Genomic DNA, 21766 nt, shown 5'->3' with positions numbered 1-21766 from the left:
GCCTCGTTATTCGATGACGACCAGCGGCTCGTCATATTCGACCGGCTGGCCGTTTTCCACCAGGATGGCCTTCACGACGCCGGACTTGTCCGCTTCGATCTGGTTCATCATTTTCATGGCTTCAACGATGCACAGGGTATCACCGGCGTTCACTTTCTGGCCCACTTCCACGAAGGCTTTCGCGTCCGGGCTTGGGGTGCGGTAGAAGGTGCCTACCATTGGCGAACGAACGACGTGGCCACTCATGGCCGCCGGTGCCGCCGGGGTTTCTGCCGCAGGTGCGGTAGCAACGGCGGCAGCCAGGGCCGGCTGCTGCTGTGCCGGCATCGCATAGGCCTGTTGCATGACAGGGTAAGCCTGCGCCGGTGCGGCACGGCTGATGCGAACCGATTCTTCGCCTTCAGAGATTTCCAGTTCAGAAATGCCTGATTCTTCAACCAGTTCGATCAGTTTCTTGATTTTACGAATATCCATGAGTGTGATTCCGTACTCTTTTTGTGGAGCAATTAGTGGGTTTTCGACAGACGGTTAACCGCTGCCTGTAAAGCGAAAGCGTAGCCATCCGCGCCGAGGCCGCAAATCACGCCTACCGCCACGTCTGAGAGATAGGAGTGATGGCGGAAAGGTTCGCGGGCGTGCACGTTGGACAGGTGGATCTCGATGAACGGGATCTGCACCGCCAGCAACGCATCGCGCAGCGCCACGCTGGTATGCGTGAACGCCGCCGGGTTTATCAGAATGAAATCGGTGTTGCCGCGCGCCTGATGAATGCGATCGATCAGCTGATGCTCGGCGTTGGATTGCAGATGGCTCAGGGTAATATCCAATGCGGATGCCTGGTTTTCCAATCCGTTAACAATCTCTGTCAGCGTCGTGCTGCCGTACTTCTCCGGCTCACGCGTCCCCAGCAGATTGAGATTGGGGCCGTTCAGAAGCAAAATGTGAAACTTATCCGCCATTGTGCTGGTATCTCCGGCAATAAAACCATCATCGTAGAAAATAACCCGATGTTATCGATTTGTCACCTGTTAAGGGGCCAATTCACCCTGAGAACAGAAACAAGGTCGGGCATTATAACGATATCGTAGCAATTCGCAGCTAAATACTGGTCTTATCAGCGAAGATATTCAACCCCAAATCGACGAACTCGGGGATCCGTGACAGGAATATGAGCGCTGGAACACAGAAAAAGTTCCGGCCGGCGGCGCGTGTTTTTCAACGACAATAACGCGCGCCGCCGCGTGATTCAGCGCCACCAGGCGCGGAATTTCTTGTAACGCAGGCCCAACAGCGCCACCGCCAGCAGCGCGTAGATGAACGGCTGGGGGGAAAACGTTTTGACCGACCACAGGTAGTGGATGGGGGCGAGGATCGCCGCCAGATAGACGAAGTTGTGCAACGTTTGCCATTTGGCGCCCAGTTTGCGCATCGCCCACAGCGTTGAGGTGGCCGCCAGCGCCAGCAGGATCAGCCAGGTAAGGATGCCGAGCGTCAGATAGGGTCGGTTCACCAGCTCGCTGCCCAGCAGGCCGAGGTTGCTCAGCCCCAGCTCCAGCGTGGAGTAGCTTATCAGGTGCAGCGTGCCCCAGGCAAAGCACCACAGCCCCACCAGACGGCGGCAGCGGATCAGGAGCGGCTGGCGGGCGTAGCGCGCCAGCGGGGCGATCATCAGCGTGGCCAGCAGCAGTTTCAGCGTCATCCTGCCGGTAAAATGTTGAATGTCCTTGGACGGATCGGCGCTGAACCAGCCCTGATCTACCGCCAGCACCAACCACAGAAAGGGCAAAAACGCCGCCAGATGCAGGGCGGCTTTCAGCCATTTGATATGAACAGGCGTCAGGCGCACTTAGAAATTCTCCCGCAGATCCATGCCGCGATACAGCGACGCCACCTGATCGGCATAGCCGTTGAACAGCAGCGTCGGTTGGCGTTTGACGTCGAGAATGCCGCCGGAGCCGATGAAGCGCTCGGTGGCCTGCGACCAGCGCGGATGATCGACGTGCGGGTTCACGTTGGCGTAAAAACCGTACTCGTTCGGCGCGGATTGGTTCCAGGTGGTCGGCGGCTGATCGCGCACCAAACGGATATGCACGATCGATTTGATGCCTTTGAAGCCGTATTTCCACGGTGTGATCAGCCGCAGCGGCGCGCCGTTTTGCGGCGGCAGGGTTTTGCCGTACACGCCGACGGTCAGCAACGCCAGCGGGTGCATCGCCTCGTCCAGCCGCAGCCCTTCGACGTAGGGGTACTTCAGGCCGCCACCGATAAAGCGATTTTTCTGGCCGGGCATCTGCTCCGGATCGTACAGCGTCTGGAAGGCCACGTAGCGCGCGTTGCTGTTCGGCTCGGCCAGCTTGAGAAGCTTGCCCAGTTCGAAGCCGATCCACGGCACCACCATCGACCAGGCCTCGACGCAGCGCATGCGGTAAATGCGCTGTTCCAGCGGGAAACGCTTCATCAGATCGTCGATATCCAGCGTTATCGGCTTCGCCACTTCGCCGTCGATGCGCACCTTCCAGCCTTCGGTTTTCAGCCCGCCGGCGTTGGCGGCCGGATCGGCTTTGTCGAGGCCGAATTCATAGAAGTTGTTGTAGCCGGTGACCTTGTCTTCCGGCGTCATTGCCAGCTGCGCCTGCCAGGCGGCCGGCTTGCTGAATTCCAGCGCTTTGCCCGGCGGCGCCTTGGGGCGATCGTTGCCTTTGAACCACGACAGCAGATCCGCCCGTGCGCCGGTAGGCAGCGCCAGCGTAGCGGCGGTGATGCCGAGCGCCTGCAGCACTTTGCGCCGCTGGTGGAACACGCTCTCCGGCGTGACGTCGGCCTCGGTCAATTTCGGGTGTTTGTTCATGCTTATGTTCTCCGCGACTGATTCCCGCCGCCTGCGAGCGGCTAACGGGTCCCCATGAAATAAGCATGGCGCTAAAGCCGGCCGGAAGCGAGGGGACGCGGAAAAATATGAAATTTCGCAGAAGCGGGTGAACCCCCGTTGCCGGGGGGAGAAGGTCAGCGGATTTTCACCAGGGTGCGGCCGGTGATTTGGTTGTTCAGCAGCGCGGCGGCGGTGGCCGGTGCCTGCTCGAGGGTGATTTCATGCGTGGCCTGCTGATAGAAGCTGTCCGGCAGAATACCGGCCAGCCGTTCCCAGGCGGTTTGGCGGCGGTGCAGCGGCGTATGTACCGAATCCACGCCCTGCAGACGCACGTTACGCAGAATGAACGGCATCACGGTGGTCGGCAGCTGATAACCGCCCGCCAGGCCGCAGGCGGCGACGGTGCCGTTATAGTTCATCTGCGCCAGCACCCGCGCCAGCAGTTTGTCGCCGACGGTGTCCACCGCGCCGGCCCACAGCTGTTTCTCCAGCGGGCGCGGCGTGTCGATATAGCCATCGCGCGACATCACCTCTTTGGCGCCGAGCGCTTTCAGGTAGTCGGTATTGCTGTCGCGGCCGCTGATGGCGGTCACCCGATAGCCCAACGCCGCCAGCAGGGCGATGGCGGTGCTGCCCACGCCGCCGCTGGCGCCGGTAACCAGAATATCGCCGTCGTCCGGGTGCACGCCGCCTTCCTCCAGCGCCATCACGCACAGCATGGCGGTAAGGCCGGCGGTGCCGATGATCATCGCCTTGCGTTCATCCAGGCCGTTCGGCAGCGGTACCAGCCATTCGCCCGAGACGCGCGCCTGCTCGGCCAGGCCGCCCCAGTGATGTTCACCCACGCCCCAGCCGGTGAGCACCACGCTTTGCCCCTCTTTGAAGCGATCGTCGCGGCTGTGGCGCACGGTGCCGGCGAAGTCGATGCCCGGCACCATCGGGAAGTTGCGCACGATCTTGCCTTTGCCGGTGATCGCCAGCGCATCCTTATAATTTAGGCTGGACCAGTTGATGTCGACGGTGACATCGCCTTCCGGCAACCGATCGCTGCCGATATCTTTGATTTGAGCCAGAGTTTGGTCGTCTTGTTGTTCCAATAACAGTGCACGCATGTCACTCTTCCTCTCGTTTACACTTTTCTATCAATGGCTGAATCACATTTATTTGACTATATGCATAATAAGCGGCCCAAGTCCTGATAAAGGACAAAAACGGCGCTTGCAGGTTTAATTCTTCAGCAAGGCTTGTTAGGGTTGGACGGCCCCTTTTAGCTAAAGGGTGAACACTCACTTAACCATAGCGGACAAGGCACAGGGATGCGATTTACCACCAAACTCTCTGCATTGATCACTCTGTTGGTCGCGCTGGCGATGTTTTTGATGCTGATGGGATGCTCATACAGCTTCTTTTACGTTACCCAGGATCGCCAGGAGCGTCGCTTTGATTCGCTGGTTACCTCGCTCGATCAGGCCATGTTGCACGAATCGCCGCGCGATCAGGAGAAATGGTTGCCGATCGTCATGCGCCCGCTCGGCATCGTGTCGATCCGCGTAGAGGCCGGCACCAGCCAGTTTCTCAACTATAAATTGCCGACGCTGAAAAAAGAGCCATGGGATGCGCTGAACGGCTATCGTCAGGTCTCGCGCCCCCTGTTGCAACATCCGGGCAGCACGCTGTACATCACTTACCTCGATCCCTTCGCCAGCGACGTGCGCACGTTGCAGTCCACCGCCGCCGTCACGCTGTCGATCGTCGTCATGGTGGTGGTTTTGCTGTTCAGCCTACGCTGGCTGCGTGAGCAGGCCGACGGTGAAGATCGCCTGGAACGCCGCGCGCGGCGCATTCTGAACGGCGAGCGTGAAAACGTCATGCAGGGCGACGTGCGTGAGTGGCCGGCCAACGTCAGCGGCGCGCTCGACCACCTGCTGGCCGATCTGGCGGAAGCGCGGGAAGAGCGCAGCCGGGTCGATACGCTGATCCGCGCCTTCGCCGCGCAGGACGCCAAAACCGGGCTGAATAATCGCCTGTTCTTCGATAATCAATTGACCACTCAGCTGGAAGACGAAGGTTCGCACGGCATCGTGATGATGGTGCGGCTGCCCGATTTCGAGACCCTGCGCGACACGCACGGTAGCGTGGCGGTACAGGAGCTGATGTATTCGCTGGTCAACCTGCTGTCTACCTTCGTGATGCGCTACCCCTCGGCGCTGCTGGCGCGCTATTTCCACAGCGATTTTACCGTGCTGTTGCCGCATCGAACCCTGAAGGAGGCCGACGGCATCGCGTCACAGCTGGTCAACGCCATTGATGCCTTGCCTTCCACGGCGCTGATCGATCGTGAGGCCTTCCTGCACATCGGCATCGTGGCGTACCGCAGCGGGCAAACCACGGAGCAGGTGATCGATTACGCGGAGCAGGCGACGCGCCACGCGACGCTGCAGGGCGAGAACGGCTGGTATGTGTACGACAGCCAGGTGCCGGAAAAGGGGCGCGGCAGCGTCAAGTGGCGCACGTTGCTGGAACAGGTACTGGCGCGCGGCGGCCCGCGGCTGTATCAGAAACCGGCGGTGACCGTGGCAGGCGAGGTACACCATCTTGAGATCATGAGCCGGATTTATGACGGCTCCCAGGAGTTGCTGCCGGCGGAATATATGCCGCTGGTGCAGCAGCTGGGGTTGGCGGAGAGTTACGATCGCCAACAGGTGAGCCGCATCATCCCCTTGCTGGCGCAATGGCCTGAGGAAACGCTGGCGTTTCCGCTGTGCGTCGACTCGATTTTGCAGCGTTCTTTCCAGCGCTGGCTGCGCGATACGCTGTTACAGTGCGAAAAAAGTCAGCGTAGGCGAATTCTGATTGAACTTGCGGAGGCAGATGTGTGTCAACATATCGACCGTTTGCGTCCGGTGCTGAAGTTGCTGTCAGGGCTGGGCTGCCGCCTCGCGGTGTCCAAAGCGGGTTTAACCGTGGTCAGTACGTCCTATATCAAGTCGTTGCAGGTGGAGATCGTCAAGCTCCACCCGGGGCTGGTGCGGAGTATCGATAAGCGGGACGAAAATCAGCTGTTCGTGCAGAGCCTGACGGGCGCCTGCGCGGGCACGCACGCGCAGGTGTTCGCCGCCAGCGTACGCACGCGCAACGAGTGGCAGACGCTGAAAGAGCGTGGTATCCACGGCGGGCAGGGCGACTTTTTCGCATCGCCGGAACCGATCGACGTGGGGCGTAAAAAATATTCACGTCGTTATCGTGTTTAAGCTGATTGCCGGACAAAAATTGACGTAGAATGAGCGCCGGATCCATCTGGGCCATGTCACCCGTCATTTTGGAGTTTTCTCCAATCTGCCTGCGACAACGACGCCTATTTGAGATAGGCTCTTGTCAGCTTTTATCTGGTTGACGTTGGTAGGTGCTTACCATCGGCGGCAATCAGGGAATATGTTAGATTTTATGAGCTGTGTTACGCCGTTTCGTGCGTTGACAGGGTGGTAAACTGAGCCTTTGTTCAGGGAATTCAGGCCTCATCCAATTTCCGTGCATTCGAGCAGAAACAATACAGACTATTTTTCACCGAAGTAGAACGTTTTTGCGCCTTGTCGCTGCTTCGTGTGGTTGGTAAAGTAGGCGGATTTTATTTTCCGCCCCCAGCTTGCAGGATTATCCTTTCGTTATGTTTAAGAAATTTCGTGGCATGTTTTCCAACGACTTGTCCATCGACTTGGGTACCGCCAATACCCTGATTTATGTTAAAGGGCAGGGCATCGTACTGAATGAACCTTCGGTGGTTGCCATTCGCCAGGATCGTGCCGGCTCCCCAAAGAGCGTAGCGGCCGTCGGTCATGACGCCAAACAGATGCTGGGCCGCACCCCCGGCAACATCGCGGCTATTCGCCCGATGAAAGACGGCGTGATCGCCGACTTCTTCGTGACCGAAAAAATGCTGCAGCACTTTATCAAACAGGTTCACAGCAACAGCTTCATGCGCCCAAGCCCGCGCGTGCTGGTCTGTGTACCGGTCGGCGCAACCCAGGTTGAACGCCGCGCTATCCGCGAGTCCGCCCAAGGGGCCGGCGCGCGTGAAGTGTTCCTGATTGAAGAGCCGATGGCGGCGGCGATCGGCGCAGGTCTGCCGGTTTCCGAAGCGACCGGTTCCATGGTGGTGGATATCGGTGGCGGTACCACTGAAGTGGCGGTGATCTCGCTGAACGGCGTGGTGTACTCCTCTTCCGTGCGCATCGGCGGCGACCGCTTCGATGAAGCCATCATCAATTATGTGCGCCGTAACTACGGCTCGCTGATCGGCGAAGCGACCGCCGAGCGCATCAAGCACGAAATCGGTTCTGCCTATCCGGGCGACGAAGTACGCGAAATCGAAGTCCGCGGCCGTAACCTGGCCGAAGGCGTACCGCGCGGCTTTACCCTGAACTCCAATGAAATCCTCGAAGCCCTGCAAGAGCCGCTGACCGGCATCGTCAGCGCGGTGATGGTTGCGCTGGAGCAGTGCCCGCCAGAATTGGCCTCCGACATTTCCGAACGTGGCATGGTCTTGACCGGCGGCGGCGCGCTGCTGCGTAACCTCGATCGCCTGCTGATGGAAGAAACCGGCATTCCGGTCGTGGTGGCGGAAGATCCGTTGACCTGCGTAGCGCGCGGCGGCGGCAAGGCGTTGGAAATGATCGACATGCACGGCGGCGATTTGTTCAGCGAAGAATAGTCAGCCCCTGGAAGGAGGAATCGTATCGGATGAATGCGCACAGCGAAAATCGGGTACGGTTCCTCTTTCTGTTGTCGAGGAACTCGCATAATTTATGAAGCCGATTTTTAGCAGGGGGCCTTCCCTGCAACTGCGACTTTTTTTGGCGGTGATCGCGGCCATTGGCCTGATCGTTGCCGACAGCCGGCTCGGCACGTTCGTGAAGATACGCAACTACATGGACACCGCAGTCAGCCCTTTCTATTTTCTGGCCAACGGGCCACGTAAAGTTTTGGACAGCGTGTCAGAAACGCTGGCCACCCGCCAACAGCTGGAGCTGGAAAACCGAGCTCTGCGGCAGGAACTGCTGCTGAAAAACAGCGATATTCTTCTTCTTGGCCAATTCAAGCAGGAAAACGCCCGCTTGCGCGAGCTGCTGGGTTCTCCGCTGCGCCAGGACGAACATAAGATGGTGACCCAGGTGATCTCCACCGGTTCCGATCCGTATAGCGATCAGGTGGTGATCGACAAAGGGTCGGACAACGGCGTCTATGAAGGCCAGCCGGTGATCAGTGACAAGGGCGTGGTCGGCCAGGTGGTGGCGGTGGCGAAAGTCACCAGCCGCGTGCTGCTGATCTGCGATGCCTCGCACGCGCTGCCGATCCAGGTGCTGCGCAACGATATTCGGGTGATTGCCGCAGGCAGCGGCTGCGCCGACGATCTGCAGCTGGAGCACCTGCCGAACAACACCGATATCCGCGTTGGCGATGTGCTGGTGACCTCCGGCCTCGGCGGCCGCTTCCCGGAAGGCTATCCGGTGGCGGTGGTCTCCTCGGTCAAGGTCGACAACCAGCGCGCTTACACCGTGATTCAGGCGCGGCCGACCGCCGGTCTGCAGCGCTTGCGCTACCTGCTGCTGCTGTGGGGCGCCGATCGCAACGGCGACATGCCGCTGCCGCCGGACGAAGTGCACCGCGTGGCCAATGAGCGCCTGATGCAGATGATGCCGCAGGTGCTGCCGCCTGCCGGTTCGGTCGGGCCGCAGCTGCCGGCACCGGCTACCGGCGTGGCGCCGCAAACCGCCGCTCCGGCGTCTGCCCAGTCTCAAGCTCAGCCTGCTGCGGCGGGAGGGGTGCAATGAACAGCTACCGCAGCCACGGGCGCTGGATAATCTGGCTGTCGTTCCTGGTGGCGTTGGTGCTGCAAATCATGCCGTGGCCGGAGCAAATCTACATGTTCCGGCCTTCCTGGCTGGTGTTGATCCTGATCTACTGGGTGATGGCCTTGCCGCACCGGGTCAACGTCGGCACCGGCTTCGTGCTGGGGCTGATCATGGATCTGATCCTCGGCTCCACGTTGGGCGTGCGCGCGCTGGCGCTGGGCATCATCGCCTACCTGGTGGCGTTCAAATTCCAACTGTTCCGCAATATGGCGCTGTGGCAACAGGCGCTGATCGTCGTGCTGCTGTCGCTGTCGATGGACGTGGTCGTGTTCTGGGCTGAGTTTTTAGTGATCAACGTCTCTTTCCGCCCAGAGGTGTTCTGGAGTAGTGTGGTAAACGGCATTTTGTGGCCGTGGTTGTTCCTGTTGATGCGCAAAATCCGCCGTCAGTTCGCCGTACAGTAAGGGTATCTCAATGACTTCGCTTTATCTGGCCTCCGGCTCCCCGCGTCGACGTGAACTGCTGACCCTGCTGGGCGTATCGTTCGACATTCTGCTGACGCATACCGAAGAGCAGCGCCGGGAAGGCGAAGCCGCCGAAGCCTACGTGCGCCGTTTGGCGCAGGACAAGGCCAAAGCGGGTGTGGCGTTGGCGCAGGAGGATCGGCCGGTGCTGGGCGCCGACACCATCGTGGTGCTCAACGGCCGGGTGCTGGAGAAGCCGCACGACGAAGCCCATGCGGCGGACATGCTGGCGGCTCTGTCGGGCAAACAGCATCAGGTGATGACGGCGGTGGCGATCGCCGATCGCCACGACGTGCGCTGCCAGCTGGTGGTGACCGACGTGACGTTCCGCAGCCTGTCACAACAGGATATCCGCGACTATATTGCTACGGGCGAACCGATGGATAAGGCGGGCGCCTATGGAATTCAGGGAAAGGGTGGTTGTTTCGTCAGAACGATAACCGGGAGTTATCACGCGGTGGTCGGTCTGCCGCTGGTCGAAACACATGAGCTGCTCAGTAATTTTGTCGCATTACGTGATGTAAGAACCGGTTGATGGGCGCTGCCATTATCGACCGGCTCTGAGGAGAAGGCATGACAGCTGAGCTACTGGTTAATATCACACCGTCTGAAACGCGGGTCGCCTATATCGATGGCGGCATTCTGCAAGAGATTCATATCGAACGCGAATCCAAACGCGGCATCGTCGGCAATATCTATAAAGGGCGCGTCAGCCGCGTCCTGCCGGGCATGCAGGCGGCATTCGTCGACATCGGCCTGGACAAGGCCGCCTTCCTGCACGCCTCCGACATCATGCCGCATACCGAATGCGTCGCCGGCGACGAGCGGAAAAACTTCCACGTGCGCGACATCGCCGAGCTGGTGCGCCAGGGGCAAGACCTGATGGTGCAGGTGGTGAAAGATCCGCTCGGTACCAAGGGCGCGCGCCTGACCACCGACATCACGCTGCCTTCGCGCTATCTGGTCTTCATGCCGGGCGCGGCACACGTCGGCGTTTCGCAGCGTATCGACAGCGAAGCCGAGCGCGAGCGCCTGAAATCCATCGTTGCGCCGCACTGCGACGAGCTGGGCGGTTTTATCATCCGCACCGCGGCGGAAGGCATCGGCGAGGAAGAGCTGGCGCAGGACGCCGCGTTCCTTAAACGCCTGTGGACCAAGGTAATGGAGCGCAAGAAGCGCAACCAGACCAAATACAAGCTGTACGGCGAGCTGGCGTTGGCGCAGCGCATCTTGCGCGATTTCGCCGGCGCGGCGCTGGATCGCATTCGCGTCGATTCGCGGCTGACGCACGATCTGCTGGTGGAGTTTACCGGTGAGTACATTCCGGACATTACCAACAAGCTCGAACTCTATACCGGCAGCCAGCCGATTTTCGATCTGTACGATGTGGAAAACGAGATCCAGCGTGCGCTGGAACGCAAGGTGGAGCTGAAGTCCGGCGGCTATCTGATCATCGATCAGACCGAGGCGATGACCACGGTCGACATCAACACCGGCGCCTTCGTCGGCCACCGCAACCTCGACGAAACCATCTTCAATACCAACATCGAGGCGACGCAGGCCATCGCGCGCCAGCTGCGGCTGCGTAACCTGGGCGGCATCATCATCATCGACTTTATCGATATGAACAACGAAGAGCATCGCCGCCGGGTGCTGCACTCGCTGGAGCAGGCGTTGAGTAAAGATCGGGTAAAAACCACGATCAACGGCTTCTCTCAGCTAGGCTTAGTTGAAATGACGCGTAAACGAACGCGTGAAAGCATTGAACATGTGCTCTGTCACGATTGTCCTACTTGCAATGGGCGCGGCACCGTGAAAACGGTGGAAACCGTGTGCTACGAGATCCTGCGCGAGATTGTGCGCGTGCACCATGCTTACGATTCCGATCGCTTCCTGGTGTACGCTTCGGCGGCGGTCGGCGAAGCGCTGAAGAGCGAAGAGTCGCATGCGTTGGCCGAAGTGGAGATCTTCGTCGGCAAACAGGTGAAGGTGCAGATCGAACCGTTGTACAGCCAGGAGCAGTTCGACGTCGTCATGATGTAGCCCGCCCGACATCGTAAGGGCCCGGATGCCGGGCCCGTCAGTGCATAGATATTCCCGTTGCCAGGCAGCGGAGCAAGGAGAACTGCGTGAGGCGACTGCCTGGGATTCTGTTAGCAACAGGCGCCACCCTAATCGTGATTGTGGCGCTGCTGATCAGCGGGCTGCGCCTGATGCTGCCGAAGCTGAACGACTACCGTCCCCAACTGCTGGCGCAGGTGGAGAAGCTGTCCGGCGTGCCCGTGCAGATGGATTTCCTGCAGGGCAGTTGGGAAACGTTCGGCCCACAGCTTGAAGTGCGTAACCTGAGCGTTACGCTGCCCAAAAGCGATGTGCATATTGAACGCGTGACGCTGGCGCTGGACGTGTGGCAATCGCTGCTGCACTGGCGCTGGCAGTTCCGCGATCTGACCTTCTATCAATTCCGGCTCGATCTGAACGCCACGCTGGGCGGCGACCGGCAGGGCGAAGGCCTTGAACCGGGTAAAATCAGCGATCTGATGCTGCGCCAGCTCGACCACTTCGATTTGCGCGACAGCCGTATCTCGTTCCTGACGCCCGCCGGCGCGCGCGCCGAATTCGACATTCCTCAGCTGACCTGGCTCAACGGCCGCGATCGTCACCGCGCCGAGGGGCAGATCAGCCTGTCGACGCTGAACGGCCAACACGGCGTGGTGCAGCTGCGCATGGACCTGCGCGATAATCAGGGCCTGTTGGACACCGGCACGGTTTACCTGCAGGCCGATAACATTGACATGAAACCCTGGTTTACCCGCTGGCTGCGCGCCAACACCGGGCTGGAAAGCGCCGACTTCAGCCTGGCGGCCTGGCTGCAGGTGCAGAACGGCGAGATTGCCGGCGGCCACGCGTTGCTCAAGCAGGGGGCGGCCAACTGGGATACCGGCGCCGCGCAGCACCGGCTGGACGTGGACAATCTGGCGCTGTCGCTGCGCCGCCAGGGCACCGGTTGGGAGCTCGACGTGCCGCAGCTGCGGTTGAGCACCGACGGCCAGGCCTGGCCGCAGGGCACGCTTTCCGCCCTGTGGCTGCCGGAAAATACCGAGTTTATGGGGCCGGCGCAGAATGAAGAGCTGCGGGTGCGCGCGACTAACCTTCAGCTGGAGCGCCTGTCGGCGCTGCTGCCGACCTTCTCGTTCCTCAGCCCGGACGTGCTCGATCGCTGGAACGATCTGCAGCCACAGGGGACGATGGAGGCCTTGGCGCTGGACATTCCGTTGAACCAGCCGGAAAAGAGCCGTTTCCAGGCGCTGTGGCGCGATGTCAGCTGGCAGCGTTGGGAACTGCTGCCGGGCGTCAACCACTTCTCCGGGGCGCTGAGCGGCGGTGTGGAGAACGGCCGCCTGACGCTGGGGCTGGCAGGCAGCACCTTGCCTTACGGCGATATGTTCCGTGCGCCGCTTGAAGTCAGCAGCGCGCGCGGCGCGCTGACCTGGCGTTACAACGATCGGGGTTGGGAGCTGGCGAGCCAGGGGTTGGACGTCAAGGCGAAGTCGCTGTGGGTCAACGGTGATTTCCGCTATCAGCAGCCGGCCAAGGGCGATCCGTGGCTGAACATTCTGGCGGGCATCCGCCTGTATGACGGCGCCGACGCCTGGCGCTATTTCCCGGAACCGCTGATGGGCAAGCATCTGGTGGACTACCTGAGCGGCGCCATTCAGGGCGGCCAGGTGGATAACGCCACGCTGATTTATTCCGGCGATCCGCAGCACTTCCCGTACCGTAAAAACGAGGGGCAGTTTGAAGTCTTCGTGCCGCTGCGCCACGCCACCTTCCAGTTCCAACCGGGCTGGCCGGCGCTGACCGATTTGGCGATCGACCTCGACTTCGCCAACGAGGGGCTGTGGATGCAGGCGCCGCAAACCCGGTTGGGCAAGGTGGCGGGCAAAAATATCAGCGCGGTGATCCCGGATTACCTGAAAGAGCGGCTGCTGATCGACGCCGAGGTGGCGGGCGCGGGCAGCGACGTGCACGACTACTTCATGCAGACGCCGCTGCACGATTCGCTGGGGGCGGCGCTGGATCAGCTGCAGATTGGCGGTGATGTCAGTGGGCGCTTACATCTCGATATTCCCCTGGACGGCGAGCAGGTCAGAGCGACCGGTGAAGTGGCGCTGAACAATAACTCGTTGCTGATCAAGCCGCTGGATAGCGAACTGCAAAAGCTCAGCGGCAAGTTCCGCTTCGACAACGGTAACCTGCAGAGCGACCCGCTGTCGGCCACCTGGTTCGGGCAGCCGGTGGCGGTCAACTTCTCCACGCAGGAAGGCGCTCGCGACTACAAGATTGACGTCGGCCTGAAGGGCGATTGGCAGCCGGGCAAGTTCCCCGGCCTGCCGAAAGAGGCCGCCGATGCGCTCAGCGGCAGCGCGCCCTGGCAGAGCCAGGTGGCCATCACGCTGCCGCATCAGGGCTCGGCCAGCTACGATATCGGCATCGGCGCGGATTTGAAGAAAGTGAGCAGTCACTTACCTTCACCGCTGGACAAAATGCCGGGCGAGGCGTTGCCGGTGAACGTTAAGGTCAAAGGTGGCCTGAACGGCTTCATGTTGACCGGCAGCGCGGGCAAGCAAAACCGCTTCAACAGCGAATGGAACTTCGACAAAAAACAGGTGAATCTGGCGCGTGCCGCCTGGCAAACCAACGGTGGCGGCACGCCGCCGCTGCCGGCCGGCAAGTCGATGACGCTGAACCTGCCGGCGCTGGACGGCGAGCAGTGGCTGGCGCTGCTGGCGCCGGCGCTGAAACAGGGCGGCGGCAGCGGTCAGGTGGGCGGCTTCAGTTTCCCCACTACCGTGGCGCTGACCACGCCGCAGCTGCTGTTGGGCGGCCAGGCCTGGCATAAGCTGACGCTGTCGGCCGAAAAACAGCTGGGCGCCACCGTGGTGAGCGCCAAGAGCGATGAAGTGGACGGCAGCCTGCGGGTGGCCGATCGCGGGCCGTGGCGCGCCGATATCAACTACCTGTATTACAACCCGCAGTTCGCCGAGACGAAAAACGCGGCGGGTACGCCGCCATCGGCCGAGAAAGTTTCCTTCCGCGACTGGCCTTCGCTGATGCTGCGCTGCAAGTCGTGCTGGGTGCTGGGGCAGAACTTCGGCAGGGTCGAGGCGGATCTGAGCAATCGAGGGGATACCCTGACGCTGGATCACGGCCTGATCGACACCGGCAAAGGGCGCATGAGCGCCAGCGGCCTGTGGAAGCAAAATGCGCAGGAAGAGCGCAGCTCGCTGAAAGGCAAGCTGCTCGGCGGCAAAATCGATGAAACCGCGGCCTTCTTCGGCATCACTATCCCGCTGAAAGGTGCGCCTTACGACGTGGACTTCGATCTGTACTGGCACGGCGCGCCGTGGCAGCCGCAGGTCAATACGCTGAGTGGCGCGCTGCAGGTCAAGATGGGCAAGGGGGAGATCGACAGCATGGGCGGCGGCCGCGCCGGTCAGTTGCTGCGATTGGTCAGCTTCGACGCCTTGCTGCGCAAGCTGCAGTTCGATTTCAGCGATACCTTCGGCAAAGGCTTCTACTTTGACTCCATCCGCAGCACTGCCTGGCTGAAAGATGGCATAATGCATACTGATAATCTATTGATCGACGGCCTGGCGGCGGATATCGCCATGAGTGGCCAGATCGATCTGGCGCGCCGCCGCATCGATATGGAGGCGGTGGTGGCGCCGGCGATTTCGGCGACCGTCGGCGTGGCCACGGCGTTTGTCGTCAACCCGATCGTCGGCGCGGCGGTATTTGCCGCCTCGCAGGTGCTGGGGCCGCTGTGGAGCAAGATTTCGCTGATTCGTTACCATATCAGCGGCGATCTCGACCAGCCGAAGATCAATGAGGTACTTCGTAAGGCAAAGGAGGATAAGGCGTCATGAGGAATGCTAACGTTGCGTTGTTGCAGTTGTGCAGTGGCGATCAGGTGCGCGATAACCTGGCCCAGATTGAACAGCAGATCAAACAGCTCAATGCCGGGGTAAAACTGGTCATGACGCCGGAGAACGCGCTGCTGTTCGCCAACTCTGCGGCCTACCGCCAACAGGCGGAAAAACAGGGCGACGGTCCGCTGCAAAACGCGGTGCGCGAGCTGGCGCGCCGCTATGGCGTGTGGTTGCTGGTGGGCTCGATGCCCTTGATCAGCCGCGAAAACCCGGAGCTTATCACCACCAGCAGCCTGTTGTTCGACGAACAGGGCGAGATCCGCGCCCGCTACGACAAGCTGCACATGTTCGATGTGGACATCAACGATGCGCACGGCCACTACCGCGAGTCGGATACCTACCAGCACGGGCAGCACCTGACGGTAGTGGATACGCCGGTCGGGCGTTTGGGTATGACCATATGCTACGATCTGCGCTTCCCCGCGCTGTTCCAGGCGCTGCGGGCGCAAGGGGCCGAACTGATTTCGGTGCCGGCGGCCTTTACCCGGGTCACCGGCGAGGCGCATTGGGAAATTCTGCTGCGTGCCCGGGCGATCGAGAACCAGTGCATGATCCTGGCGCCGGCGCAGGTGGGGCGCCACGGGCCGACCCGCCGCACCTGGGGCCACTCGCTGGCTGTCGACGGCTGGGGCAAGGTGCTGGCCGAGAACGCGGACGCCGTGGCGGCGCTGAAGGTGCGCGTGGACACCGCAAGCCTGAAAAATATTCGTGCGCAGATGCCGGTGCTGCAGCACAACCGATTCCAGACGTCGCTGACGGTGCCGTCTGACAAGTTATCCTCCAATCAAGAGTGAAACCATTATGAGCCTGACGTTTGTCAGTGAGCAGTTACTCGCTACCAACAAGCTGAGTCATCAAGACCTGTACAAGGTATTGGGTCAACTGGCAGAACGCCGTATCGACTACGCCGACCTCTATTTCCAGTCCAGCTATCACGAAGCTTGGGTGATCGAGGACGGCATCATCAAGGATGGCTCTTACAATATCGACCAGGGCGTCGGCGTGCGCGCCGTCAGCGGCGAGAAGACCGGCTTCGCCTATGCCGATCAGATCACCCTGAATGCGCTGCAGCAGAGCGCCCAGGCGGCGCGCAGCATCGTGCGTGAGCAGGGCGACGGGCGGGCGCACACCCTGGGCGAGATCGGTTACCGGGCGCTGTACCCGCTGCTCGATCCGCTGCAAAGCCTGCCGCGCGAAGAGAAAATCGCCCTGCTGCACCGCGTCGACAAGGTGGCGCGTGCCGCCGATGCACGGGTGCAGGAAGTGAACGCCAGCATCACCGGCGTTTACGAGCAGGTGTTGGTGGCGGCTACCGACGGCACGCTGGCGGCGGACGTTCGCCCACTGGTGCGCCTCTCCGTCAGCGTGCTGGTGGAGCAGGATGGCAAGCGTGAGCGCGGTTCCAGCGGCGGCGGCGGCCGTTTCGGCTATGACTACTTCCTGGAAACCGTCGATGGTGAGGTGCGCGCCGATGCTTACGCCAAAGAAGCGGTGCGCATGGCGCTGGTCAACCTTGGCGCAGTGGCGGCGCCGGCCGGCAATATGCCGGTGGTGCTGGGGGCCGGCTGGCCGGGCGTGCTGCTGCACGAGGCGGTGGGCCACGGCCTGGAAGGCGACTTCAACCGGCGTGGCACCTCGGTGTTCAGCGGCCATATGGGCGAGCTGGTGGCTTCCGAGCTATGTACCGTGGTGGATGACGGCACCCTGCAAGGGCGGCGCGGTTCGCTGGCGATCGACGACGAAGGCGTACCGGGCCAGTACAACGTGCTGATCGAAAACGGCGTGCTGAAAGGCTACATGCAGGACAAGCTCAACGCGCGGTTGATGGGCGTCGCGCCGACCGGCAACGGCCGCCGCGAGTCCTACGCGCATCTGCCGATGCCGCGTATGACCAACACCTATATGCTGGCGGGACAATCGACGCCGGAAGAGATCATCGCCAGCGTTGAATACGGTCTGTACGCGCCGAACTTTGGCGGCGGCCAGGTGGACATCACCTCCGGCAAGTTCGTGTTCTCCACCACCGAAGCCTACCTGATCGAGAAGGGCCGCATCACCAAACCGGTGAAAGGGGCGACGCTGATCGGCTCCGGCATTGAGGCGATGCAGCAGATCTCGATGGTCGGCAACGACTTGGCGCTCGATAAAGGCGTGGGCGTGTGTGGCAAGGAAGGCCAGAGCGTGCCGGTAGGCGTCGGCCAACCGACGCTGAAACTGGATACGCTGACCGTCGGTGGCACGGCGTAATCTTTCCTCAAGGGGCCATGCACTGGCCCCTTGTTCATTCCCCATTTTGAGTTTTTTCTCGCCCACGCAAAGAGTGCTGTGCGGCGATGATGCCGAGAAAGATGACGATGGCGTGCTTTGGTGTGTCTACCCAGCGTTGGTTGCTGTTGCTGGGCGTTCTGTCCCTGACGGGCTGCGCCCGTTCCGATGCGCTGTGGGGCGTGGTCGATAAACTCTGCATGGCCAACTATCAGCAAAAACGCAATCCGGCCCCGTGCGAGCAGATTTATATGCCGCAGGGGAAGGCCCTGGGCTTTAGCGTGCTGCAGAACCCGCGTTACCCTTATCACTTTATCCTGGTGCCGACGGCGCCGCTTTCCGGCATTGAAAGCCCGCAGCTGCTGGTTGGAGAACGGACGGACTATTTTGGCTATGCCTGGCTGATGCGTTACCGGCTGGCCGCCGAGTATGGTGGGCCGGTGCCGGACGACAGGCTGGGCATGGCGATCAACTCCGCTTATGGCCGCAGCCAGAACCAATTGCATATTCACCTGACCTGTCTGCGCGAAGATGTACGGCGCCAATTGCAGGCAGAACGCCCCTATATTCAGGAACAATGGCGACCTTTGCCGGATAAGCTGTTGCGCCACACCTACTATGCCCGCCGCGTGATGCAACCGACCGCGATGGGTATCTACCCGATTAAGGATCTTGCAGATTATTTTCATCTGTCGCCGCAGCAGCTGGCGGAGTATGGCGTGGCCGTCGTTCCGACCACGTTTGCCGGCCAACGGGGGTTTATCTTGCTGGCCTCGAAGCGCGGCTGGGACGTGGGCAACCGCGCCTCGGTAGAATCGCTGTTGGATAAAACGTGCGCGATTTTGCCGCGTGAGTCTCAAGACGGCAGGTGAGAGCAACACGCTCTCACCTCACTTTTCCTACCTGAACCGCGCATCCCGAGAAAACAGGAAAGCGGCTTCCCCCTGGCGAGCGTCGGCTTCCGCCTGAGCACCCTGGTAGCGCAAGATCATGATCAGCGTGGCATAGACGTTGGCGTCGATACGGCGCTGCAGATAGGCATTGGCCCACTGCCGATGGCCGGTCAACAGGGCATCATCACGCGTTTGGTTATAGACCAGCAGCGCGTGAGATTGCTCGTCGAAGGTTTTGCGCTCCCGGTAGATCCAGGCGGCCGGCGGCGGCATCTGCTCGATGCTGTCGATGGTAGCCAGCATGGTACGTTCCGATTGGGTGAGCGCCATGCGCCCTTGCCAGGCAAAGACCGCCATCACCAGCACGCCGATGGCCGCCATCGCCACCGGTAGGCTCAGGGCTTTGGCGAACGGCTGCGGGCGCGGCTCGCCGGTTTGGCCGTCCAGCAGCGCCAGCAGCAGCAGAAACACCAGCCAATGCGGCGTAGACAGATAGAAAGGGTATTCCAGCTGGGTGTGTACCAGCATTGGCAGCAGCACCAGAAACAGCCCGATGCGCGCACCGGCCGGCTGCTCGCGATCCCGTTGCCAGGCGCGTTTCAACAGCAGCGCGCCGGCGACGAGGACGATAACGATACCCGCCAGCGCCGGCAGGCCGCCCTCAACCCACCAGAGCAGGATTTCATTGTGCGGGTGCCCGGCGACTTCCAACACTTCTCGCCAGGGCATTGTCTGCAGACGGAAGTGCGCGAAGCTGTATTCAAAGCCGCCGTAGCCCCAGCCCAGCAGTGGTTTGGCCAGGATCATGGCGGCGACGTCATGGAGCATGGTCAGGCGCGCACCGTTGGAGAATTCGTAGTCATGTAAGACGGTACTCGTCTCCAGACCGAAACCGGTGAGCAACACCGTGGTACCGAGCGCCACGCCCAACAGCAGCGCACCGCCGGCCCAGCGGCTCACGGCCGGGTGCTGGCGGGCAAAACGCCACAGCATCAACGCCGCCGCCAGGGCACCGCCCAGCCAGGCGGCGCGCGACTGGATCAGCACCAGCAGGGCGGAGAAAGCGGCCAGCAGCGCGAGCAACGGGAGTTGCCGCCGCTGCGTCTGCGCAGAGAGAGGGGCAAGCAGCAGCCAGAGCGCCAAAGCCAGCCCGGTGGCGATAAAGCTGCCCAGCACGTTCGGTTGCTGGAAGACGCCGTAAACGCGGCTGCCGTTAGGAGATACCCAGGCCAGAGCAGGGGCGAACAGCTGCAGAGCTGCCAGCAACGCCTGAACGCCGACGGCGAACAGCAGGCCGAACAGCAACAGGTTGCGCTGCCGGGCTGTCAGGCGCAGCTGCAGACAGGCGATATAGAACAGCCAACCGCCTAGCAAACCGGCGCAGCGCCACAGGGCATCTTCGCGCCACTCGGGGCGGGTATACAGCAGCGGCAGCGCCAGCACGGCGATGCCGAGCAGCAACAGGCGTGCCGTGGGGGTAAGCGAAAGACGGGTACGGCCAAGGCAAACGGTGAAGGTCACGATCAGCGTGGTCAGTGCCATGACGCTCCAGGCCAGAATATTTTGCGGCAGCGCCAGGCCGCCGCCGCCCATGTTGGGGTGATAGACCGGCAGGAGCACCGCCATCCAGATCAGCAGCAGGGGCAACACGGCGATAGCCGGTGCGTTAACGGGGGCTTTATCGGTCATGGTTAACTCGCCATGTCTCGATATCGTTCATTGAATGCATTTTTTGAGGATTCCCTATCCTTATCCTGGGGTTTAAATTCGCTGAAGCTTCAATGCCTAAAATGCTTTATAGGAATTTAAAAGACTTCATATCGAAGTGATAAATACTTTCCCCCTGTGAGCGCGGGGACGGCTTATATAAAAAGGGGAAGCCGTATTCAGCTGCCTGAAAAAAAGGTGTTTTCTTTATTTTAAAAACAGGGGTGTCATTTTCTCAAATTTATCTCGCTCCAGTCAATTTTTAATCCATTGTTTTATTTTTGCATTTAAATCAATTTGTTGTGATTATTTTTTGCGTAATGAAACGCCGTGTGAGCGGCAACTAGCGTCTGGGCAAACAGCTGACGGAGCCAATGAGATAAGCATTTTTTTGTTAAATCATTGTTGCTAATGGCGGTGCGGCGGGCGTTATTTTATTTATCGCTGTTCATTATCTTATTTCACATTTTCTTTATCACGCCATTTTTTATTTTTATTAAGACTATTCTTGTTGCTATGGTTTTTTTTGAATTTTATTAAATTAAATTTTTTTAAGATTGTTCTGTGCTCTTGTAAATAACGGAGCGATGGTCTGCCTATCCCTGTTGCCATCATGCCAGACGGACCAACGCGCCTGTAAAAGCGCGTTAATCCATGTTTCACAGATCTCACTCCATTTCGCCAATCCGCTCCAGCGCATCTACCACCAGATCCCAGAATTTATCCTGATCCAGCTTGACCGCCACCTGGGTGTGGCAGTCCGGCGGCGGCGGCGCGCGGAAGTCCGCGACCGTCATGCCCAGCGTCAGGGTGCCGGTCAGTTCGATATCCACCGGCGCTTTGCGCACCGTCATCACGCTCGGATCGATCACGTAGGCGACTGCGCAAGGATCGTGTACCGGCGGGGCACTGAAGCCCTGCGCCTGTTGGTACATACGGCCAAAGAATGCCAGCAGTTCGCCGACGAAGGCGGCCGGCCGGGTACCGAGGGTGGCGATGCGCTCGCAGACTGCCGGCGTGGCCAAAGCCTGGTGGGTGAGATCCAGCCCGACCATGGTCAGCGGCCATTTTTCGTTAAACACGATGTGCGCCGCCTCAGGATCGATTTTGATATTGAACTCCGCCACCGCGCTCCAGTTGCCCACGTGGTAGCCGCCGCCCATCAGCACCACTTCCTTGACCCGCTCGGCAATGCGCGGCTCTTTGCGCACTGCCATGGCGATATTGGTCAGGCCGCCGGTCGGCACCAGCGTCACGCTGCCGGGCGGGTGAGCCATCACGGTATCGATGATCAGATCCACCGCGTGGCGCGAGTCCAGCTGCAGGTGGGGTTCCGGCAGCACCGGGCCATCGAGGCCGGAATCGCCGTGAATGTCGGGTGCCACTTCGATATTGCGCACCAGCGGGCGCGGGCAGCCGGCGGCGAAGGGCACGCCGGTGATATTGGCGATGCGTGCCACCGCCAGCGCGTTGCGCGTCACTTTGTCCAGCGTCTGATTGCCCACCACGGTGGTGACCGCCAGCAGGTCGATCTGCGGATTGCCCCAGGCCAGCAGCAGGGCGATGGCGTCGTCATGCCCCGGGTCACAGTCCAGTATGATTTTTTTCATGGTTATTCCTGATGCAGGGAGAGGTTCCCGCAGCATAACGCAGTGCGGCGGCGTGG

General features: G+C 60.7%; 18 protein-coding genes. 10 read left to right on the top strand and 8 right to left on the bottom strand.

Features of this window, described 5'->3' with window-relative positions; genetic code table 11:
* Window positions 1–6: 6 nt before the first annotated feature.
* The 5 genes from accB to HMPREF3138_RS17815 all read right to left on the bottom strand — a co-directional run bounded on the left by accB (window position 7) and on the right by HMPREF3138_RS17815 (window position 3981).
* Entirely contained in the window at window positions 7–474 is a 468-nt protein-coding gene (gene accB, locus HMPREF3138_RS17835) for an acetyl-CoA carboxylase biotin carboxyl carrier protein (RefSeq protein ID WP_038879746.1), read from the bottom strand.
* A gap of 32 nt (window positions 475–506) precedes the next feature.
* Window positions 507–959, bottom strand: coding sequence for a type II 3-dehydroquinate dehydratase (gene aroQ / locus HMPREF3138_RS17830; RefSeq protein ID WP_004936891.1), 453 nt, complete (start codon window positions 957–959; stop codon window positions 507–509).
* Between the two features lie 287 nt (window positions 960–1246).
* Window positions 1247–1846 carry a protein-methionine-sulfoxide reductase heme-binding subunit MsrQ gene (gene msrQ / locus HMPREF3138_RS17825; protein ID WP_004936895.1) on the bottom strand — a complete coding sequence of 200 codons (600 nt, stop codon included), beginning with the start codon at window positions 1844–1846 and terminating at the stop codon, window positions 1247–1249.
* Entirely contained in the window at window positions 1847–2848 is a 1002-nt protein-coding gene (gene msrP / locus HMPREF3138_RS17820) for a protein-methionine-sulfoxide reductase catalytic subunit MsrP (RefSeq protein ID WP_038879742.1), read from the bottom strand.
* Between the two features lie 155 nt (window positions 2849–3003).
* Window positions 3004–3981, bottom strand: a complete 978-nt coding sequence (locus HMPREF3138_RS17815) for an acrylyl-CoA reductase (NADPH) (RefSeq protein WP_038879739.1) — start codon at window positions 3979–3981, stop codon at window positions 3004–3006.
* 204 nt (window positions 3982–4185) lie between these two features.
* Between HMPREF3138_RS17815 and csrD the strand changes: the two genes are divergently transcribed.
* From csrD to HMPREF3138_RS17765, 10 genes are all read left to right on the top strand, one after another.
* Window positions 4186–6120 (top strand): RNase E specificity factor CsrD, encoded by a 1935-nt coding sequence (csrD, locus tag HMPREF3138_RS17810; RefSeq protein WP_038879736.1) that lies wholly within the window; start codon window positions 4186–4188, stop codon window positions 6118–6120.
* A 413-nt stretch (window positions 6121–6533) separates the two neighbouring features.
* The gene (mreB, locus tag HMPREF3138_RS17805; protein WP_003855260.1) at window positions 6534–7577 is read left to right on the top strand and encodes a rod shape-determining protein MreB; all 1044 of its coding nucleotides are present in this window, start codon (window positions 6534–6536) and stop codon (window positions 7575–7577) included.
* A gap of 94 nt (window positions 7578–7671) precedes the next feature.
* Entirely contained in the window at window positions 7672–8697 is a 1026-nt protein-coding gene (gene mreC, locus HMPREF3138_RS17800) for a rod shape-determining protein MreC (RefSeq protein WP_070559199.1), read from the top strand.
* Window positions 8694–9182 (top strand): rod shape-determining protein MreD, encoded by a 489-nt coding sequence (mreD, locus tag HMPREF3138_RS17795; RefSeq protein ID WP_004936918.1) that lies wholly within the window; start codon window positions 8694–8696, stop codon window positions 9180–9182. Before mreC ends, mreD begins: the two co-directional genes overlap by 4 nt.
* A gap of 10 nt (window positions 9183–9192) precedes the next feature.
* Window positions 9193–9777, top strand: a complete 585-nt coding sequence (locus HMPREF3138_RS17790; protein ID WP_038879727.1) for a Maf family protein — start codon at window positions 9193–9195, stop codon at window positions 9775–9777.
* Between the two features lie 38 nt (window positions 9778–9815).
* Window positions 9816–11285 carry a ribonuclease G gene (gene rng, locus HMPREF3138_RS17785; RefSeq protein WP_025304418.1) on the top strand — a complete coding sequence of 490 codons (1470 nt, stop codon included), beginning with the start codon at window positions 9816–9818 and terminating at the stop codon, window positions 11283–11285.
* 86 nt (window positions 11286–11371) lie between these two features.
* Window positions 11372–15172 carry an AsmA2 domain-containing protein YhdP gene (yhdP, locus tag HMPREF3138_RS17780; protein ID WP_038879723.1) on the top strand — a complete coding sequence of 1267 codons (3801 nt, stop codon included), beginning with the start codon at window positions 11372–11374 and terminating at the stop codon, window positions 15170–15172.
* A complete protein-coding gene (gene nit1 / locus HMPREF3138_RS17775) occupies window positions 15169–16029 on the top strand; it encodes a deaminated glutathione amidase (RefSeq protein WP_038879720.1) in 861 nt (286 codons plus the stop codon). Before yhdP ends, nit1 begins: the two co-directional genes overlap by 4 nt.
* 7 nt (window positions 16030–16036) lie before the next feature.
* Entirely contained in the window at window positions 16037–17482 is a 1446-nt protein-coding gene (tldD, locus tag HMPREF3138_RS17770; protein ID WP_038879717.1) for a metalloprotease TldD, read from the top strand.
* A gap of 107 nt (window positions 17483–17589) precedes the next feature.
* The gene (locus HMPREF3138_RS17765; protein WP_038879798.1) at window positions 17590–18372 is read left to right on the top strand and encodes a CDP-diacylglycerol diphosphatase; all 783 of its coding nucleotides are present in this window, start codon (window positions 17590–17592) and stop codon (window positions 18370–18372) included.
* Between the two features lie 27 nt (window positions 18373–18399).
* Here the strand turns inward: HMPREF3138_RS17765 and HMPREF3138_RS17760 are convergent, their stop codons facing one another.
* The 3 genes from HMPREF3138_RS17760 to HMPREF3138_RS17755 all read right to left on the bottom strand — a co-directional run bounded on the left by HMPREF3138_RS17760 (window position 18400) and on the right by HMPREF3138_RS17755 (window position 21710).
* Window positions 18400–20082 (bottom strand): PglL family O-oligosaccharyltransferase, encoded by a 1683-nt coding sequence (locus HMPREF3138_RS17760; RefSeq protein WP_038879714.1) that lies wholly within the window; start codon window positions 20080–20082, stop codon window positions 18400–18402.
* Between the two features lie 474 nt (window positions 20083–20556).
* Window positions 20557–20763, bottom strand: a complete 207-nt coding sequence (locus HMPREF3138_RS26435) for a hypothetical protein (RefSeq protein ID WP_139108043.1) — start codon at window positions 20761–20763, stop codon at window positions 20557–20559.
* 5 nt (window positions 20764–20768) lie between these two features.
* Window positions 20769–21710 carry a uridine-preferring nucleoside hydrolase UriH gene (locus HMPREF3138_RS17755; protein WP_038879711.1) on the bottom strand — a complete coding sequence of 314 codons (942 nt, stop codon included), beginning with the start codon at window positions 21708–21710 and terminating at the stop codon, window positions 20769–20771.
* Window positions 21711–21766 lie beyond the last annotated feature (56 nt).

The organism is Serratia sp. HMSC15F11 (assembly GCF_001808215.1).
Lineage (GTDB): Bacteria > Pseudomonadota > Gammaproteobacteria > Enterobacterales > Enterobacteriaceae > Serratia > Serratia nevei.
The sequence above is the reverse complement of the archived record's forward strand: the minus strand, read 5'-3'. Positions and strand labels throughout refer to the sequence as shown.

Excerpts from the sequence above, each read along its gene's own strand:
- HMPREF3138_RS17815 (WP_038879739.1), bottom strand. The coding sequence starts at position 3,981 with ATGCGTGCACTGTTATTGGAACAACAAGACGACCAAACTCTGGCTCAA.
- tldD (WP_038879717.1), top strand. The coding sequence starts at position 16,037 with ATGAGCCTGACGTTTGTCAGTGAGCAGTTACTCGCTACCAACAAGCTG.
- mreB (WP_003855260.1), top strand. The coding sequence starts at position 6,534 with ATGTTTAAGAAATTTCGTGGCATGTTTTCCAACGACTTGTCCATCGAC.
- msrP (WP_038879742.1), bottom strand. The coding sequence starts at position 2,848 with ATGAACAAACACCCGAAATTGACCGAGGCCGACGTCACGCCGGAGAGC.
- HMPREF3138_RS17765 (WP_038879798.1), top strand. The coding sequence starts at position 17,590 with ATGGCGTGCTTTGGTGTGTCTACCCAGCGTTGGTTGCTGTTGCTGGGC.
- mreD (WP_004936918.1), top strand. The coding sequence starts at position 8,694 with ATGAACAGCTACCGCAGCCACGGGCGCTGGATAATCTGGCTGTCGTTC.
- mreC (WP_070559199.1), top strand. The coding sequence starts at position 7,672 with ATGAAGCCGATTTTTAGCAGGGGGCCTTCCCTGCAACTGCGACTTTTT.
- accB (WP_038879746.1), bottom strand. The coding sequence starts at position 474 with ATGGATATTCGTAAAATCAAGAAACTGATCGAACTGGTTGAAGAATCA.
- csrD (WP_038879736.1), top strand. The coding sequence starts at position 4,186 with ATGCGATTTACCACCAAACTCTCTGCATTGATCACTCTGTTGGTCGCG.
- rng (WP_025304418.1), top strand. The coding sequence starts at position 9,816 with ATGACAGCTGAGCTACTGGTTAATATCACACCGTCTGAAACGCGGGTC.
- HMPREF3138_RS17790 (WP_038879727.1), top strand. The coding sequence starts at position 9,193 with ATGACTTCGCTTTATCTGGCCTCCGGCTCCCCGCGTCGACGTGAACTG.
- HMPREF3138_RS17755 (WP_038879711.1), bottom strand. The coding sequence starts at position 21,710 with ATGAAAAAAATCATACTGGACTGTGACCCGGGGCATGACGACGCCATC.
- HMPREF3138_RS17760 (WP_038879714.1), bottom strand. The coding sequence starts at position 20,082 with ATGACCGATAAAGCCCCCGTTAACGCACCGGCTATCGCCGTGTTGCCC.
- nit1 (WP_038879720.1), top strand. The coding sequence starts at position 15,169 with ATGAGGAATGCTAACGTTGCGTTGTTGCAGTTGTGCAGTGGCGATCAG.
- aroQ (WP_004936891.1), bottom strand. The coding sequence starts at position 959 with ATGGCGGATAAGTTTCACATTTTGCTTCTGAACGGCCCCAATCTCAAT.